General features: G+C 55.2%; 14 protein-coding genes. 12 read left to right on the top strand and 2 right to left on the bottom strand.

Annotated elements, in window-relative coordinates; translation table 11 throughout:
- Window positions 1-207: 207 nt before the first annotated feature.
- The 7 genes from proV (at window position 208) to emrB (ending at window position 8,657) form a co-directional block, all read left to right on the top strand.
- Window positions 208-1,404 carry a glycine betaine/L-proline ABC transporter ATP-binding protein ProV gene (proV, locus tag NP77_RS06525; RefSeq protein ID WP_003850372.1) on the top strand — a complete coding sequence of 399 codons (1,197 nt, stop codon included), beginning with the start codon at window positions 208-210 and terminating at the stop codon, window positions 1,402-1,404.
- On the top strand, window positions 1,401-2,492 hold the full coding sequence (gene proW, locus NP77_RS06520) for a glycine betaine/L-proline ABC transporter permease ProW (protein ID WP_003850374.1): 1,092 nt from the start codon (window positions 1,401-1,403) through the stop codon (window positions 2,490-2,492). The genes proV and proW overlap by 4 nt, the downstream gene beginning before the upstream one ends.
- Before the next feature lie 61 nt (window positions 2,493-2,553).
- Window positions 2,554-3,552 carry a glycine betaine/L-proline ABC transporter substrate-binding protein ProX gene (proX, locus tag NP77_RS06515; protein ID WP_003850376.1) on the top strand — a complete coding sequence of 333 codons (999 nt, stop codon included), beginning with the start codon at window positions 2,554-2,556 and terminating at the stop codon, window positions 3,550-3,552.
- Window positions 3,553-3,762: 210 nt separating this feature from the next.
- Window positions 3,763-4,950, top strand: a complete 1,188-nt coding sequence (locus NP77_RS06510) for an MFS transporter (protein ID WP_039660448.1) — start codon at window positions 3,763-3,765, stop codon at window positions 4,948-4,950.
- A gap of 301 nt (window positions 4,951-5,251) precedes the next feature.
- Window positions 5,252-5,782, top strand: coding sequence for a transcriptional repressor MprA (gene mprA, locus NP77_RS06505; RefSeq protein ID WP_003850381.1), 531 nt, complete (start codon window positions 5,252-5,254; stop codon window positions 5,780-5,782).
- Window positions 5,783-5,932: 150 nt separating this feature from the next.
- Window positions 5,933-7,105: a multidrug efflux MFS transporter periplasmic adaptor subunit EmrA gene (emrA, locus tag NP77_RS06500; protein ID WP_003850382.1), complete on the top strand. Its 1,173-nt coding sequence runs from the start codon at window positions 5,933-5,935 to the stop codon at window positions 7,103-7,105.
- 16 nt (window positions 7,106-7,121) lie between these two features.
- On the top strand, window positions 7,122-8,657 hold the full coding sequence (gene emrB / locus NP77_RS06495) for a multidrug efflux MFS transporter permease subunit EmrB (protein ID WP_003850384.1): 1,536 nt from the start codon (window positions 7,122-7,124) through the stop codon (window positions 8,655-8,657).
- A 36-nt stretch (window positions 8,658-8,693) separates the two neighbouring features.
- On the opposite strand, the gene NP77_RS06490 is transcribed toward emrB, so the two are convergent.
- On the bottom strand, window positions 8,694-9,878 hold the full coding sequence (locus tag NP77_RS06490; protein WP_003850386.1) for a tRNA/rRNA methyltransferase: 1,185 nt from the start codon (window positions 9,876-9,878) through the stop codon (window positions 8,694-8,696).
- Between the two features lie 159 nt (window positions 9,879-10,037).
- Here NP77_RS06490 and trxC point away from each other — a divergent pair, with 159 nt between their 5' ends.
- The 5 genes from trxC to NP77_RS06465 all read left to right on the top strand — a co-directional run bounded on the left by trxC (window position 10,038) and on the right by NP77_RS06465 (window position 15,847).
- A complete protein-coding gene (gene trxC, locus NP77_RS06485; protein ID WP_008926766.1) occupies window positions 10,038-10,457 on the top strand; it encodes a thioredoxin TrxC in 420 nt (139 codons plus the stop codon).
- Between the two features lie 82 nt (window positions 10,458-10,539).
- A complete protein-coding gene (locus NP77_RS06480; protein WP_003850389.1) occupies window positions 10,540-11,217 on the top strand; it encodes a tRNA-uridine aminocarboxypropyltransferase in 678 nt (225 codons plus the stop codon).
- A 139-nt stretch (window positions 11,218-11,356) separates the two neighbouring features.
- A complete protein-coding gene (locus NP77_RS06475) occupies window positions 11,357-14,032 on the top strand; it encodes a bifunctional acetate--CoA ligase family protein/GNAT family N-acetyltransferase (RefSeq protein WP_039659466.1) in 2,676 nt (891 codons plus the stop codon).
- A 99-nt stretch (window positions 14,033-14,131) separates the two neighbouring features.
- The gene (gene pssA, locus NP77_RS06470; RefSeq protein WP_039659464.1) at window positions 14,132-15,487 is read left to right on the top strand and encodes a CDP-diacylglycerol--serine O-phosphatidyltransferase; all 1,356 of its coding nucleotides are present in this window, start codon (window positions 14,132-14,134) and stop codon (window positions 15,485-15,487) included.
- A gap of 54 nt (window positions 15,488-15,541) precedes the next feature.
- Entirely contained in the window at window positions 15,542-15,847 is a 306-nt protein-coding gene (locus NP77_RS06465; RefSeq protein WP_039659463.1) for a YfiM family lipoprotein, read from the top strand.
- On the opposite strand, the gene NP77_RS06460 is transcribed toward NP77_RS06465, so the two are convergent.
- Complete coding sequence (locus NP77_RS06460) at window positions 15,844-17,133, bottom strand: MFS family transporter (RefSeq protein ID WP_003850398.1); 1,290 nt, start codon at window positions 17,131-17,133, stop codon at window positions 15,844-15,846. The genes NP77_RS06465 and NP77_RS06460 overlap by 4 nt on opposite strands.
- Between the last annotated feature and the right edge of the window lie 269 nt (window positions 17,134-17,402).

Here is a 17,402-nt window from a genome sequence, read left to right as displayed (position 1 = left end):
ATAAATCCCTGATTATTTCACAAAAAATTAATCCGCGCTTATCCCTTGTGAGCACTGAAGATAATCTACATCTGAATGCCCCGTGCCCGGCAAACATCCCAACTCAGGGTTGTCAGATAACGTCAGTGTGCTACGGTATGGCCTGCTTAAATTTCAGCGGGAACGACAGGTTAATATCAGATATTTCAACCAGGATTTAATGACTGCATGGCTATTAAGCTCGAAGTAAAAAATCTCTATAAAATATTTGGCGACAATCCGGATCGCGCGTTTAAATATATTGAAAAAGGTGCGACCAAAGATGTCATTCTGGAGAAGACCGGTCTCTCTCTTGGCGTAAAGAACGCCAGTCTGGCTATTGAAGAAGGCGAGATATTCGTCATCATGGGGTTATCTGGTTCAGGAAAATCGACCATGGTTCGCCTTCTCAATCGTCTGATAGAGCCGACGCGCGGCCAGGTGATTATTGATGGTGTCGATATTGCCAAAATATCGGCCAGCGAACTGCGTGACGTGCGCAGAAATAAAATCAGCATGGTATTCCAGTCATTTGCTTTGATGCCGCACATGAATGTATTAAATAATACGGCATTTGGCATGGAATTAGCGGGCGTCGCACTGGCTGAACGCCAGGAAAAAGCCCTGGAAGCGTTACGTCAGGTCGGGCTGGAGAATTATGCGCACGCTTACCCGGATGAACTTTCCGGGGGAATGCGACAGCGCGTCGGATTAGCCCGCGCGCTGGCAATCAATCCTGACATCTTATTAATGGATGAGGCCTTCTCCGCACTGGATCCGTTGATTCGTACTGAGATGCAGGATGAGCTGGTTAATTTACAAGCCAGGCATCAGCGCACCATCGTCTTTATTTCCCACGATCTGGATGAAGCGATGCGTATTGGCGATCGCATTGCCATTATGCAGGGCGGCGAAGTGATACAGGTTGGTACGCCGGATGAGATCCTGAATAACCCAGCCAACGACTATGTCCGCACCTTTTTCCGTGGCGTCGATATCAGTCACGTATTCAGCGCCAAAGATATAGCCCGTCGTAGCGCGGGAGCATTGATCCGCAAAGCGCCTGGTTTCGGTCCGCGCTCCGCCATGAAACTGCTGCAGGATGAAGACCGCGATTACGGCTACGTGCTGGAAAAGCAGAAATTTATCGGCGTGGTTTCCACCGATTCTCTGAAAGCGGCGCTGGCAGCAGGCGAAGGTATCGACAGCGCCCTGCTCGACACCCCGGCGGCGGTTCCCGCCGATACCTCATTGAGCGATTTGCTCTCTCACGTCGCGCAGGCACCCTGTGCGGTGCCCGTGGTCGGCGAAGAAAATCACTATGTCGGTCTCATTTCCAAAAGCACGCTGTTGCGCGCGTTAGATCGTGAAGGAGCCCAGCCATGAGTCAGGACACCACCAATCCGTGGGATAGCGGCACCGCTGCCAGCACTCAGGCTGCGCCCACCAGCAGCGGCGGTGCCGATGCCTGGGGCACGCCCGATGGTAGCGCGACAACCCATGCAGCCAGCAGCAGTGACTGGCTCAACAGCGCCCCTGCACCCGCACCGGAACATTTCAGTATCATGGATCCGTTCCACAAAACCTGGATCCCGCTTGATCACTGGGTGACCACCGGTATCGACTGGGTGGTCAACCATTTCCGCCCGCTGTTTCAGGGTATCCGGGTGCCGGTTGACTATATCCTCAGCGCCTTTCAGCAGCTGTTGCTGGGAATGCCAGCACCAGTGGCAATTCTGGTGTTTGCGCTGATTGCCTGGCAGATCGCAACCCCCGCCATGGGCATTGCCACGCTGGTATCGCTGATCGCCATAGGTGCCATTGGCGCCTGGTCGCAGGCGATGGTGACGCTGGCGCTGGTGCTTACCGCGCTGATGTTCTGCATTCTCATCGGCCTGCCGCTGGGGATCTGGCTGGCCCGTAGCGAACGGGCAGCGCGTATTGTACGACCTCTGCTGGATGCAATGCAGACCACACCCGCCTTTGTCTACCTGGTGCCGATTGTGATGCTGTTTGGTATCGGCAACGTGCCGGGCGTGGTGGTAACGATTATCTTCGCCCTGCCACCGATTGTGCGTCTGACTATTCTCGGCATTAAGCAGGTACCCGCCGATCTGATCGAAGCGAGCGAATCCTTTGGTGCCAGTCCGAGACAGCTGCTATTCAAAGTGCAGTTGCCGCTGGCGATGCCCACCATTATGGCGGGCGTCAATCAGACCCTGATGCTGGCGCTGTCAATGGTGGTGATCGCCTCGATGATCGCCGTCGGCGGGCTCGGTCAGATGGTCCTGCGCGGTATTGGCCGTCTTGATATGGGGCTGGCTACGGTGGGTGGCGTGGGAATTGTGATTCTTGCCATTATCCTTGATCGCCTGACCCAATCGTTTGGTCGCGATAGCCGCAGCCGCGGTAATCGTCACTGGTATCACACCGGCCCGCTGGGCCTGATCTTCTCTCCTTCGCGTAAAAAATAATCTGTCGGGCGGTGCCTGCGCGCCGCCCATCCTGACGCGACATCTTAAATAAGGAATGACTATGCGCAACAGAGCCTCTCTGCTCGCCGCCGTGGTAACCACGCTGGCCGTTTCACACGTCTCCGCTGCCGATCTGCCGGGCAAAGGTATTACGGTGCAACCTATACAGAGCACTATCGCTGAAGAGACTTTTCAGACCCTGATTGTCAGCCGCGCGCTGGAAAAACTCGGCTATCAGGTCAGCAAGCCGAGTGAAGTGGATTACAACGTTGGCTACACCTCTATCGCCGCTGGCGACGCCACCTTTACCGCGGTGAACTGGCAGCCGCTGCATGACGACATGTATAAAGCTGCCGGTGGCGATCAGAAGCTGTATCGACAGGGAACCTACGTTACCGGTGCCGCCCAGGGTTATCTGATTGATAAGAAGACCGCCGAGAAATATCACATAACCAATATCGAACAGCTGAAAGATCCTAAGATCGCCAGACTGTTTGACGCCAACGGCGATGGCAAGGCGGATATGACCGGCTGTACGCCAGGCTGGGGCTGTGAAGCGGTAATTAATCATCAGAACAGCGCCTTTGGTCTCAGTGATACCGTGACCGCTAATATGGGTAACTATTCGGCGATGGTGGCGGATACGCTGGCACGCTACAAACAGGGTAAGCCGATCCTTTATTATACCTGGACGCCCTACTGGCTGAGCGATGTGCTGAAGCCGGGCCGCGATGTAGTCTGGCTGCAGGTGCCGTTCTCGTCGCTGCCTGGCGAACAGAAGGATGTGGATACTAAGCTGCCAAACGGCGCGAACTACGGTTTCCCGGTTAATACCATGCACATCGTCGCCAACAAAGCCTGGGCGGCGAAAAATCCGGCGGCGGCCCGTCTGTTTGCGGTCATGAAGCTGCCTATTACCGATATCAATGCTGAAAACTCAGCGATGCATGCCGGACAAAACTCAGAAGAGGCGATTAACCGTCATGTTGATGGCTGGATTAAAGCGCATCAGGCTGAGTTCGATAAATGGATCAGCGAGGCTCAGGCCGCCGCGCAATAACATGAAAACATGTCCACCCCAGGGTGGTTGGTAAAAGTGCTGGCTCAGGGAGCATACGCCTTAAGTCGGACAGTGATTAAGGGCGGAAACATTTCTGCCCTTTTTTATGCCTGCTATCCCGACTGGTATGGCCTGTTAATAAACATGCGTGTGAAATAGTTTTTTGAGTTATTATTAACCTTAAATGATTATTAGCGACCGATGCTGTTTATGAATGCGACTCGCCAGGGTCTGACGCCTGCTTTAGTGGTTCTGATGTCGGTAGCAACCGGCCTCTGCGTAGCCAGTAACTACTACGTTCAGCCACTGCTTAATACCATCGCCCAACAGTTTGATCTCTCTGTGAGCCTAGCCGGGTTTATTGTCACCACGGCGCAACTCGGCTATGCCTGCGGATTGCTGTTGCTGGTGCCGTTAGGCGATCGCTTTGAACGACGCAGCCTGATTGTGACGATGATCCTGCTGGCTGCGGCGGGCATGGTCATCATCGCCCTTTCACACTCCTTCCTGTTTTTACTGCTGGGCACAGTCATGACTGGCCTGTTTTCGGTCGCTGCGCAAATCCTGGTGCCGCTGGCTGCCACACTGGCCGAGCCGGAGCGGCGCGGCAAAATCGTTGGTACCGTCATGAGCGGTTTGCTGCTGGGGATTCTGCTGGCGCGCACCGTGGCAGGCGGTCTCGCACAGCTTGGCGGCTGGCGTACGGTCTACTGGACAGCCAGTTTGCTGATGGTCGTGATGGCGCTGGCGCTGTGGCGAGCGCTGCCACGTGTTAAGCAGTCCGTGCCAATGAGCTATCCACAACTGCTGGCCTCTATCTTTCGCCTGTATGCAGGTAATCGCGTGATCCGCACCCGCGCGTGGACCGGCTGTCTCGCGTTTGCCAATTTCAGCCTGCTGTGGACCTCAATGGCGTTTCTGCTTTCTGGCGCGCCTTATCACTTCTCAGAAGGTGAGATCGGCCTGCTGGGGCTGGTCGGTGCCGCAGGGGCGCTGGCCGCTCGTCAGGCGGGCTCACTGGCTGACAGGGGTAAAGCGAAGCTGACGACCCGACTCGGCCTGCTGCTCATGTTGCTCTCCTGGGCCGCTATTGCATGGGGCGCAGCGCAGCTGGTGCCGCTTATTATTGGCATTCTGCTGCTGGATCTGGCGGTGCAGGCTGTCCATATCACCAATCAAAGCGTGATCTATGCGCAGATGCCGGAGGCGCGTAACCGTCTCAATGCAGGTTACATGACCAGCTACTTTATAGGTGGTGCGGCGGGTTCGCTGCTCTCCGCCACCGCTTATCATCTGTGGGGCTGGCATGGCGTCTGTGGCGCTGGCGCACTGCTTACGCTGACTAATCTGCTGATCTGGGCAAAGGGATCGCGCTTTGAGCCGGAAATAATCAACTGAATCCTGGCCCGACAGTGCAAGGGTCTGGTCACAAATGGTTAGGTTTGTTATGGTTAGTAACAAAGCTATTCACTTCGGTTATTTTTCCTCGCGATATTATTAAATTTGCCCTCTTTTGAAAACGTCCCGGCTCAGCGCTGCCGCCGGGTGTACGGGTTTTTGACCCAGGGCCAGGGAGTGGCCTGGAATACCTTTGATGGTACAGAGTGCGGGTCTGAGAGCGATCACCTGCCAAAAAGTGACTACGCTTACCCTGTCACCATAGTTATTATACAAGTTGCAATTAGTGAGGTTTTTTTTAATGGAAAGTTCGTTTACTCCCATTGAGCAGATGCTAAACATCCGTGCCAATCGCCATAAGGATTTTCCGTTACAGGAAATTATTCTGACGCGTCTCTGTATGCATATGCAGGGTAAACTGCTGGACAACCGTAATAAGATGCTGAAAGCACAGGGGATTAATGAAACCCTGTTCATGGCGTTGATTACGCTGGATGCGCAGGAAAACCACAGCATTCAGCCTTCTGAACTCAGTTCAGCCCTTGGCTCTTCGCGCACCAATGCGACGCGCATTGCCGATGAGCTGGAGAAGCGCGGCTGGATTGAGCGTCGCGAAAGCGATCACGACCGTCGCTGCCTGCACCTGCATCTGACCGATAAAGGCATGGAGTTCCTGCGTCAGTTGCTGCCCCCTCAGCATCAGAGCCTGCAGTATCTCTGGTCGTCGCTGTCAGTCGATGAGAAATCCCAGCTGGAAGGTATTACCCGTAAGCTGCTTAATCGTCTTGATAAAATGGATGAAGATCAGCTGATCGCCTCGCTGTCCCGCTAATAGCAATAAGTGCGACACAATCACCCGTCGAAATCGTTATTTTAACTTCCTTTTTTATCTGGCCAGCGCCTAGTCGCTGGCTTTTTCGACTCGGGCGCTGGCAGAAATGGATTTCTGCTGCCCGTCTAAATGGAAAACGTGGAGAAAGTCATGAGTGCAACGGCAGAAGCACAAAGTCCGCAACCGTCAGCCAGTAAAAAGAAGAAGCGCAAAAGTGTGCTCATTGTGCTGGCGCTGATCTTTGTGCTGATTGGTATTGCCTGGGGGGTTTACTGGTTCCTGGTCCTGCGCCATTTTCAGGAGACCGATGACGCCTACGTTGCAGGTAATCAGGTGCAGGTGATGGCACAGGTTTCCGGTAGCGTGAACAAAGTCTGGTTTGAAGATACCGATTTCGTTAAAAAGGGCGATGTGCTGGTTTCACTCGATAAGACGGATGCTGAACAGGCGTTTGAAAAAGCGCAGACAGCACTGGCCACCAGCGTGCGTCAGACGCATCAGCTGATGATCAATGGCAAACAGTACCAGGCCAGCATTACGTTGCAGCAAACTGCGCTGGCGCAGGCACAGGCAGACCTGAAACGTCGTGAGCCATTGGGTGCAGCTAACCTGATTGGCCGTGAAGAGTTGCAGCACGCCCGGGACGCTGTCGCGACGGCTAAAGCGCAGCTGGATGTCGCGATTCAGCAATATAATGCTAATCAGGCGATGATCCTTAATACCTCGCTGGAGAATCAGCCAGCTGTGCAACAGAGCGCAGCTGAGTTGCGTGATGCCTGGCTGGCACTGCAGCGCACCGAGATCCGCAGCCCGATGGATGGTTTTGTTTCACGTCGCAGCGTGCAGGTCGGTTCACAAATCTCCACCAGCACCCCGCTGCTGGCTGTCGTGCCTGCAACGAATCTGTGGGTCGATGCCAATTTCAAAGAGACCCAGCTGGCTGGCGTACGCATTGGTCAGCCTGCCACCGTGGTTGCCGACATTTACGGTGACGACGTCGTTTATCATGGCAAAGTCGCAGGACTGGATATGGGCACCGGCAGCGCCTTCTCTCTGCTGCCTGCACAGAATGCTACCGGTAACTGGATCAAAGTGGTTCAGCGCCTGCCGGTTCGTATCGAACTGAATCAGGAAGATATCGCCAGACATCCACTGCGCATCGGCCTCTCCACGCTGGTCAAAATCGATACCACCAGCAACGAAGGCAGTGTGCTGGCTACCAGCGTCCGCCAGCAGGCCGCTTACAGCAGCAATGCCCTGGCGATTGACCTTGCGCCGGTCAATCAGCTGATCACCGATATTGTCCGCGCCAACGCCGGATGATGACGCGGAGGCTGTAATGGCACAAAAACCGCTTGAAGGGATGCCGCTGGTCCTGATGACCGTTGCGCTGTCGCTGGCGACGTTCATGCAGGTGCTGGACTCGACCATCGCCAACGTGGCCATCCCTACGATTGCCGGGAACCTGGGCGCGTCGAACTCTCAGGGTACATGGGTAATCACCTCGTTTGGTGTCGCGAATGCGATCTCGATCCCGCTGACCGGCTGGCTGGCAAAGCGCATTGGTGAAGTGAAGTTGTTCACCTGGTCGACCATTCTGTTTGCCATCGCCTCCTGGGCGTGTGGTATGTCAGATAGCCTGGAGATGCTGATCTTTTTCCGTGTCATTCAGGGGATTGTTGCAGGTCCATTGATCCCGCTGTCGCAAAGTCTGCTGCTCAACAACTATCCGCCCGCTAAGCGCAGTCTGGCACTGTCGCTGTGGGCGATGACGGTGATCGTCGCGCCGATCTGTGGCCCGATACTGGGCGGCTGGATCAGCGATAACTATCACTGGGGCTGGATCTTCTTTATCAACGTGCCGATTGGTGTGGCCGTGGTCATACTGACGCTGCAAACGCTGCGTGGCCGGGAAACTAAAACCGAAATCCGGCGGATCGACATGGTCGGGCTGGTGCTGCTGGTCGTGGGGATCGGCTGTTTACAGGTCATGCTGGATCGCGGAAAGGAGCTCGACTGGTTTAACTCGGTCGAGATTATCGTGTTAGGGGTCGTGGCATTGATTGCGCTCACAGTCCTGCTGGTCTGGGAGCTGACGGACGATCACCCGATCATCGACCTCTCCCTGTTTAAGTCGCGCAATTTTACCATTGGCTGTCTGTCGATCAGTCTGGCGTACATGCTCTACTTCGGCTCGATAGTCCTGTTACCGCAGCTGCTGCAGGAGGTTTACGGTTATACCGCAACCTGGGCAGGCCTGGCGTCGGCACCGGTAGGCATCATACCGGTGATCCTGTCGCCGATTATTGGTCGCTTTGCGCATAAGCTCGACATGCGACGGCTGGTCACATTCAGCTTCATTATGTATGCCATCTGCTTCTACTGGCGCGCGTATACATTTGAACCGGGGATGGACTTTGGTGCCTCAGCCTGGCCGCAGTTTATCCAGGGCTTTGCCGTGGCCTGCTTCTTTATGCCACTGACGACCATTACGCTGTCGGGACTGCCGCCGGAGCGCATGGCCGCAGCATCCAGCCTGTCGAACTTTATGCGTACGTTTGCTGGCTCGGTAGGCACGTCGATTACAACCACGATGTGGACGAATCGCGAGTCGATGCATCATAGCTATATGACCGAGTCGATTACCCCGTACAACGTTAATTCACAGCAGATGTATAGCCAGCTGGAGAGCCTGGGAATGACGCAGCAGCAGGCGTCTGCGTATATCGCGCAGCAGATTACCAATCAGGGACTGATCATTTCAGCGAATGAAATTTTCTGGGCATCGGCGGGGGTATTCCTGATCCTGCTGGTGCTGATCTGGTTTGCCCGTCCGCCGTTTGGTGCAGGCGGTGGCGGCGGTGGCGCACACTGACGTGACAAAGCAAAACGGGCCTTTCGGCCCGTTTTTTTATGCGTTCTGACGCCACCATTCGGCGAGCAGTACGCCGGTTGCGACCGAAACGTTGAGACTTTCTACGTTGCCGGTGCCGCCAATCGACAGGCTCATGTCACCCTGTTTGAACGCGGTGTCAGAAAGACCTTCACGCTCCTGACCTAACACCAGCACCATTTTCTCCGGCAGCTTAGCCTGCGCCAGCGGCGTGCCCTGATGGCTGGAGGTGGTCACGATGGTGTAACCCGCTTTACGGAACGCTTCCAGACCTTCGCTGAAAGTTGCGCCGCTGATGGCCTGAACATGCTCGGCACCGCCTTCTGCGGTGCGCACTGCTGCACCCGACTCCAGCAGTGAGGCATCGTTTACCAGCAAACCTTTTACGCCAAAGTGCGCGCAGCTGCGCATAATCGCGCCCAGGTTATGCGGGTTACTGACATCTTCCAGTGCCAGTACGCAATCTTTGGTTGTTGCCTGGCTCAGCCATTCCGAAACCGCCATACCCATACGCTTTTTGATCAGGAAGCAGACGCCACCGTGATGCTCAGTGCCTGATGCTTTGGTGATCTCTGCATCTTCTACCACGTGATAGGCTTTGCGGTTCGCCGCCAGCCAGCGCAGCGATTCACGGAAACGCGGAGTCACTTCCTGAATGAACCAGGCGCGAACAATCGCTTCCGGACGACTCTGGAACAGTGCCTGACAGGCGTTCTCACCATAAACGCGGGTTTCTTCGTTACGCTGACGACGGATCTGCTCAGGATCAACAAAGCTCTTGCCGCTGATGCCGCCATGATCGGGCTTATCACTCTCAGGCGATGCAGCACGGTCTGCTGATGGCGCGCGTGATACGGTGCGCCATGGGGAGTCGCTGCTGCCATAGGCGCCACGGCTATCATCGCCACGATCGTTGCGGCGACCTGCACCCTCGTCTGAACGGCGTGGCGCGCCACGTCCGCCTTCGTCACGGCGCGGTGAACTGCTGCGACCAGTGTCGTCGCTGCGACGCCCCGCGGAGCGACCACCTTCCTGACTGCGTTCTGTACGGGGGCCAGATGAACGACGATTATCATCCTGGCGGGCAGCAGCGTGACCACCTTTGCCTGTACGAGGATTCGGCGCACGCGCACTTTTATCGTCCTCGCCACGCACGTACATCACCTTAACCTTGCCGCTCTTGCCTTTAAATTCGTCGTTCATATCTTCCTCCTGCATTGAGAGCGCGCAGATTACCTGATGTGCTGGCGCTTAGCTATCAACTATTGAACCTATAGAGCAATCCAGATTGAGCAGGAATCCGCCCTCTTTCATAATGGACAACAATTACCAGACTGACACTTTTAAACCTCAGAGGTTCCTATGAATACGGTATGCGCTTCCTGCCAGGCAACCAATCGCGTTCCTGAAGAACGCCTTGCCGATGCGGCGAAATGCGGCCGCTGCGGAAATGCGTTGTTTGATGGCGAGGTGGTCAATGCCACCAGCGCTAACTTTGACAAATATCTGCAGGACGATCTGCCGGTGGTGATCGATTTCTGGGCGCCCTGGTGCGGTCCCTGCGTCAATTTTGCGCCCGTGTTTAAAGATGTCGCCAGCGAGCGCAGCGGGAAAGTCCGCTTTATTAAAGTGAACACCGAAGCGGAACCGGCCCTGAGCGCCCGTTTCAACATTCGCAGTATTCCTACCATCATGCTGTTCAAGAACGGCGAGCGGGTGGACATGCTGAATGGTGCCATGCCCAAGGCACCGTTTAACGAATGGCTGGATGAATCACTGTAATATTCAGAGGCCAGCCAGTCTGGCCTTTTCCTTTTCGCCTGCGCTTCGATTACACTGACGTTTTTTCCTGCCCTGAAACCTCATGTCTGATAATGCTGTTTTGCGCTTGCGCACCCAACGCCTGGCGCGTGCCACCCGTCCTTTCCTTGCGCGTGGAAATCGTGTCATTCGCTGCCAGGGTTGTCTGCTGCCAGAAGCCAACTGTCTTTGCAGTCAGATCGTGCCTGCGTCTGCCCGTAGCCGCTTCTGCCTGGTGATGTTTGATACCGAGCCGATGAAACCGAGCAATACCGGGCGTCTGATTGCCGATATTCTGCCGGATACCCAGGCGTTTGGCTGGTCACGCACCGAGCCGGATCCGCTGCTGCTGGCGGCCGTGCGCAATCCTGATTATCAGCCGCTTGTCGTCTTTCCGGCCGCCTATGCGGATCCTGGTCGCGAGGTGCTGACAACGCCACCCACCAGTGGCAAGCCGCCGCTGTTTATTATGCTGGATGGCACCTGGACCGAAGCACGCAAGATGTTCCGCAAAAGCCCCTGGCTCGACGCCCTGCCGGTGATGTCGCTGGATGTGAGCACCCCTTCGCGCTATACACTGCGGGAGGCGCACGGCGAAGGTCAGCACTGTACCGCTGAAGTGGCCGCGGCGCTGCTGGCGCAGGCGGGCGATCGGCTGGCGGCAGAAGCACTATCTCATCATTTTGATCAGTTCCGTGCGGCCTACCTGGCAGGGAAACCGCATCACGCCGGACAGGCTTAGCCGCATCCCTCTTCTTCCGGCAGGCGAGCGCCTGGGCTGACCGATCCGAAGATCCTGATCTTCAGCCTGCGATCTGCCCGGAAGCACTGCCAGCAAAAAGCGTTTACAATCACGCAAATCCCGATCTCTGGAGGGCGAGATGAGCCAACGCGGACTGGAAGCGCTGTTACGACCTAAATCAATTGCGGTGATTGGTGCCTCGGTCATGCCCGGGCGTGCCGGATACTTTATGATGCGTAACCTGCTGGCGGGCGGTTTTAGCGGGCCGGTTTTGCCGGTGACGCCCAAATATAAAGCAGTCAGCGGCGTGCTGGCCTGGCCCACCATCGACAGCCTACCTTTCGCGCCCGACCTGGCGGTGATCTGTACCCACTCGAAACGTAACCTCGAGTTGCTGCAACAGCTCGGCGAAAAAGGCTGCAAGGCCTGCATTATCCTCTCCGCGCCCGCCAGCCAGTCGGCCGAGCTCAAAGCCTGCGCAGGTAAATGGCAGATACGTCTGCTGGGACCGAACAGTCTGGGCCTGCTGGCGCCCTGGCAGGGATTGAATGCCAGCTTCTCGCCGGTGCCAATTGAGAAAGGCCGCATCGCGTTTATTTCTCAGTCCGCCGCCGTCTCTAATACCATTCTCGACTGGGCGCAGCAGCGTAATCTCGGTTTCTCCTGGTTTATTGCGCTGGGTGACAGTCTGGATACCGATGTCGATGACCTGCTCGACTTCCTGGCGCGTGACGGCAAGACCAGCGCCATCCTGCTCTATCTTGAGCACCTCAGCGATGCGCGTCGTTTTGTTTCCGCTTCCCGCAGTGCCTCGCGGAATAAACCGATATTGATCATCAAGAGTGGTCGCAGCCGCGAAGCCCAGGCGCTGCTTGGCACCCACAGCGGCCTTGACGCCGCCTGGGATGCGGCCATTCAGCGCGCCGGGTTGCTGCGGGTCCAGGATACCCATGAGCTGTTCTCCGCCGTTGAGTCGCTAAGCCATATGCGCCCGCTGCGAGGCGACAGGCTGATGATCATCAGCAATGGAGCCGCACCTGCCGCGCTGGCGCTGGATGAACTCTATGCCCGTAACGGAAAACTGGCGCAGCTCAGCGATGAGACACGTCAGCAACTGGAGGCGCTGCTACCCGCGGGTGCAGGTCGCGGTAATCCGCTGGATTTGAAAGATGACGCCACAGCGGAACGTTATGCCGCCTGTGTGGAGATTCTGCTCAACAGTCATGAACTTGATGCATTAATGATTATTCATGCGCCAAGCGCGGTCGCGCCCGCAACTGAAACGGCCGCACATCTGATCGACACCATTGCCCGTCACCCGCGCGGTAAGCTGGTGACGCTGCTGACCAACTGGAGCGGCGAGTTCTCTTCACAGGCTGCACGTCGTGCCTTCACGCAGGCGGGCATCCCGACCTGGCGCACGCCGGAAGGCACCGTCACCGCCTTTATGCATCAGGTTGAGTATCGCCGTAACCAGAAGCAGCTGCGTGAAACCCCTGCCCTGCCCACAACACTGAAGCAGGATAGCGCTCAGGCTCACCAGTTGCTGTCACAGGCGCTGTCGCGCGGCGTTACCGCGCTGGATACTCACGAAGTGCAGCCAGTATTGCAGGCATACGGGCTGGCGACACTGCCGACCTGGATCGCCAGCGAAAGCACATCGGCTGTGGCGATTGCCGATCAGATTGGCTATCCGGTGGCGCTGAAACTGCGTTCACCCGATATCGCCCATAAGTCGGAGGTTCAGGGTGTAATGCTCTATCTGCGCAATGCCAGCGAAGTAGAGCATGCCGCTGAGGCCATTTTTGATCGGGTCAGACAGACGCTGCCGCAGGCGCGTATTGAAGGGCTGCTGGTTCAGAGCATGGCCAGCCGTGCGGGCGCGCAGGAATTGCGGGTCGTGGTCGAACAGGATGCCCTGTTTGGCCCAATCATTATGCTGGGCGAAGGCGGCGTTGAATGGCAGGCCGATAAACAGGCTGCGGTTGCCTTGCCTCCCCTGAATATGACACTGGCACGCTATCTGGTGATTCAGGCAATCAAGAGCGGAAAAATCCGCAGCCGTAGCGCCCTGAATCCGCTGGATATCCCCGGTTTAAGCCAGTTGCTGGTGCAGGTCTCTAACCTGGTGGTGGATTGCCCGGAGATCCAGCGACTGGATATTCATCCGCTACTGGCAGCGGGTAATGATTTTACCCTGCTGGATGTCACCCTGACGCTGGCTCCGTTCGATGGCGATAACGAAGCGCGACTGGCAATTCGTCCTTATCCTCAGCATCTTGAGGAGCAGGTGGAATTAAAGAATGGGCAATTCTGCCTGTTCCGGCCGATCCTGCCAGAAGATGAACCTTTGCTGCGCGATTTCATCAGTCAGGTGACCAAAGAAGACCTTTACTACCGCTACTTCAGTGAAATCAATGAATTCACCCATGATGATCTCGCCAATATGACCCAGATCGATTATGACCGTGAGATGGCGATAGTAGCGGTGCGTCAGCATCAGGGACGACCTGAGATCATCGGTGTAACCCGCGCTATCTCTGATGCGGATAACATTGATGCGGAGTTTTCGGTGCTGGTCCGTTCTGACCTGAAAGGGTTAGGGATGGGCCGTCGTCTGCTGGAAAAGATGATCCGCTACACCCGACATCACGGCTTGCAACAATTGAACGGTATCACCATGCCCCATAATCGCGGCATGATTACGCTGGCCCGTAAACTTAACTTTCATGTTGATATTCAACTGGATGACGGTATTGTCAGCCTGAAATTGTCCTTACAGAATGAGATCAACCCACCTTGTAGAGAAAGGTAAAAAACGTTCGAATTGACGGAGTTGATGTTATTATTTGTGGTTATAACCCTGATTTGATGGCAAAAGGCCATGCAATGAACAGAGAAGAAGTGCACTGTGATGTTGTCTAAATTCAAACGTAACAAACACCAACAACACCTCGCACAGCTGCCTAAACTGTCACAATCCGTTGCGGATGTGTCGACACTTTATTCGCCTGCTGAGTTTCGCCAGACGTTGCTGGAGAAAATAGCGACCGCACAGACACGCATCTGTATTGTTGCGCTTTATCTGGAAAATGATGACGCCGGACGTGCCGTTATGGATGCGCTCTATAGTGCGAAGCAGGCGCGGCCAACGCTGGATATCTCCATTCTGGTCGACTGGCACCGCGCGCAACGTGGCCGAATTGGCGCAGCACGAGGCGTAACCAATGCTGACTGGTATTGCGAAATGGCCACACGCTATCCGGATATTGCCATCCCGGTTTATGGCATTCCGGTTAATACGCGTGAAGCGCTGGGCGTGCTTCATCTAAAAGGCTTCATTATTGATGATATGCTGCTCTATAGCGGTGCCAGCATCAATGACGTCTACCTGCATCAGCATGATAAGTATCGGTATGATCGCTATCAGGTTATCCGGAATCCCCAGCTGACCGATGCCATGTATGAGTGGATCACGCTGAATCTTAAGCCTGCAGAAGCCGTCAACCGGCTCGATTTTGCAGAACGCCCTTCAAGTCCTGAAATCAAAAATGAGACACGCCAGTTCCGTCAGGATCTCCGGGGTTTCAATTACCAGTTTGAAGGCAATGCCGGCAATGATGAACTGACGGTCACGCCACTGGTCGGTCTGGGCAAGCATAGCCTGCTCAATAAAACCATTTTCCATCTGATGCCCTGTGCGGAACAGAAGCTGATCATCTGTACCCCTTACTTCAACATGCCCGCCCTGCTGGTGCGTAATATCATTCATCTGCTGCGCCAGGGGAAAAAAGTCGAGATCATCGTCGGTGATAAAACCGCCAATGATTTCTACATTGCGCCTGATGAGCCATTCAAAATTATCGGCGCGCTGCCTTACCTGTATGAAATCAATCTGCGTCGCTTCATGAGCCGTCTGCACTACTATGTTACGACCGATCAACTGGTCGTGAGACTCTGGAAGGATGGTGAAAACAGTTATCACCTTAAAGGGATGTGGGTTGATGACGAATGGCAGCTGATTACCGGTAATAACCTCAACCCGCGTGCATGGCGGCTTGATCTGGAAAATGCGGTGCTGATTCACGATCCTCATCAGGAGTTAGCGGCTCAGCGTGAGAAAGAGCTTACGTTAATCCGTCAGAACACGACGATAGTGACGCATTTCCGTGAGCTTGAAAGTATTGCCGATTACCCGGCTAAAGTGCGGAAACTGATTCGCCGTCTGCGCCGGATACGTATCGATCGCCTGATCAGCCGTATTCTTTAATCGCTGCGGCCATAGAGGCATTCATTACGCGAAGTATCCTGTTGCTGTGCTGCTGTGCTGCTGTGCAGTGGCTGCGTCGATATGGCGGAAGATCAGCGAACCGGACGGGATAAAGCGGAACATGTTTTCGCTTCTGCCGCGCTGGCTGCTGCAGGCAATAAATATGGGCAGCGCCAGCCTCTTTCTGGCCGTCAAAACCAGACTATCGGCATCCTGTTTTCATTAAATATTGAGGCGGGAAAAGAGTGGTATGACAGCCGCCCGAATGGCAGCGGCTGGCGCTGGAAAGCGTTCGTGTGGGATGCCGCGGATGCAACCCGCGGCATTGCCCTGTGGAATCTGAGTCAGTCGCCTTGTTAAAGCGTAATCCCTTTGCCGCGTCTGTGCAGCAACAGCGACACCAGAAAGGCTACCGCACCCATGGCTGAAACATACCAGAAGAAGGTGGTCTCAATCCCCTGCTGCTTCATCAGCAACGCCACATACTCCGCCGACCCACCGAACAGCGCATTCGCGACTGCGTATGATAGCCCGACACCCAGAGCACGCACCTGCGGCGGAAACATTTCGGCTTTAAGAATGCCGCTGATGGCGGTGTAGAAGCTGGTAATCAACAAGGCCAGCATGATTAACAGGAAAGCTACGCCAGGGCTCTGCACGTTTTGCAGCAGGGTCAGAATGGGTACTGTACAGATTGCCGCCCCCGCACCAAAGATCATCATCGAAGTGCGACGACCGATTTTATCTGACAGCGCACCGATTATTGGCTGAATCAGCATGAAGACCAGCAGTGCCCCGGTCATCAGCCCGCTGGCCGTTTTTGGATCCATGCCTGATGTGTTAACCAGATACTTTTGCATGTAGGTGGTGAAGGTGTAAAAACTCAGGGATCCACCCGCGGTGAAACCCAGCACCATCAGGAAGGGACGGGTATGATTGCGCAGTAACCCGATGACGCTACCCGCATCACGATGTTCGCGGCTGGCTTTATCTGACGTTTCTTCCAGAGAGCGTCGTAGCCATAATGCGACAACGGCGAGCAGTGCGCCGAGGAAGAACGGAATGCGCCAGCCCCAGCTGCGCAGCTCTGCATCAGTGAGCACAAATTGCAGGACCACCACGGTCAGCACCGCCGCTAACTGACCGCCAATCAGCGTGACGTACTGGAAAGAGGCATAGAATCCCTTGCGTCCTTCCAGGGCGACTTCACTCATGTAGGTTGCGCTGGTCCCATACTCCCCACCCACCGATAATCCCTGAAACATACGCGCCAGCAGCAGAATGACGGGAGCGGCTACGCCAATCGTTGCATAACCGGGCAGGCAGGCGATCACCAGCGAACCAAAACACATCATGCAGACCGAAACCAGCATCGAATTTTTTCGGCCGTGCTTGTCGCCAATATAGCCAAATAACCAGCCGCCAATCGGACGCATTAAAAATCCTGCTGCAAAAACGCCCGCTGTCTGCAATAACTGCGTTGTGGTGTCACCCTTTGGGAAGAAGATGTGCGCAAAGTAGAGCGAGAAGAATGAATAGACATAGAAGTCGAACCATTCAACCAGGTTGCCCGATGACGCGCCGACGATTGCCCAGATACGTTTCTTTGTATCATCCGGCTGAGTTTTATTATTGGTGGGTGTCATGCCTTACCTCTGTTCCTTGCTGATCAACAGCGTTTAAAGGAGTGAGTAAAGCATTTAAGTCTACCGAAGGTAAAGGCGGGGTAATCCGAGATTATATTTGTGAGCCATGTCGCTAATTATCGAAAAATCAGCGAGTTGCTGGCAATCATGAGAGAAAGCCGGCCGGTGATAGCGCTGCAGGAAGCGGGAAAATCATTAACAATTTTGCTAAATAAAGCGTAATTCAGACGTAAAAAAGCCCCGCACTTTCGTGCGGGGCTTCTTCACTT

Origin of the sequence: Pantoea sp. MBLJ3 (assembly GCF_000816655.1) — a bacterium.
Classification (GTDB): Bacteria; Pseudomonadota; Gammaproteobacteria; order Enterobacterales; family Enterobacteriaceae; genus Pantoea; species Pantoea eucalypti.
This window is presented reverse-complemented; position numbering and strand designations above follow the sequence as displayed.

What these genes read in the sequence shown, in the direction of transcription:
- NP77_RS06490 (WP_003850386.1), bottom strand. Translation starts at nt 9,878, where the DNA reads ATGAACGACGAATTTAAAGGCAAGAGCGGCAAGGTTAAGGTGATGTAC.
- proW (WP_003850374.1), top strand. Translation starts at nt 1,401, where the DNA reads ATGAGTCAGGACACCACCAATCCGTGGGATAGCGGCACCGCTGCCAGC.
- emrA (WP_003850382.1), top strand. Translation starts at nt 5,933, where the DNA reads ATGAGTGCAACGGCAGAAGCACAAAGTCCGCAACCGTCAGCCAGTAAA.
- mprA (WP_003850381.1), top strand. Translation starts at nt 5,252, where the DNA reads ATGGAAAGTTCGTTTACTCCCATTGAGCAGATGCTAAACATCCGTGCC.
- trxC (WP_008926766.1), top strand. Translation starts at nt 10,038, where the DNA reads ATGAATACGGTATGCGCTTCCTGCCAGGCAACCAATCGCGTTCCTGAA.
- emrB (WP_003850384.1), top strand. Translation starts at nt 7,122, where the DNA reads ATGGCACAAAAACCGCTTGAAGGGATGCCGCTGGTCCTGATGACCGTT.
- NP77_RS06480 (WP_003850389.1), top strand. Translation starts at nt 10,540, where the DNA reads ATGTCTGATAATGCTGTTTTGCGCTTGCGCACCCAACGCCTGGCGCGT.
- NP77_RS06475 (WP_039659466.1), top strand. Translation starts at nt 11,357, where the DNA reads ATGAGCCAACGCGGACTGGAAGCGCTGTTACGACCTAAATCAATTGCG.
- pssA (WP_039659464.1), top strand. Translation starts at nt 14,132, where the DNA reads ATGTTGTCTAAATTCAAACGTAACAAACACCAACAACACCTCGCACAG.
- NP77_RS06510 (WP_039660448.1), top strand. Translation starts at nt 3,763, where the DNA reads ATGAATGCGACTCGCCAGGGTCTGACGCCTGCTTTAGTGGTTCTGATG.
- proV (WP_003850372.1), top strand. Translation starts at nt 208, where the DNA reads ATGGCTATTAAGCTCGAAGTAAAAAATCTCTATAAAATATTTGGCGAC.
- proX (WP_003850376.1), top strand. Translation starts at nt 2,554, where the DNA reads ATGCGCAACAGAGCCTCTCTGCTCGCCGCCGTGGTAACCACGCTGGCC.
- NP77_RS06460 (WP_003850398.1), bottom strand. Translation starts at nt 17,133, where the DNA reads ATGACACCCACCAATAATAAAACTCAGCCGGATGATACAAAGAAACGT.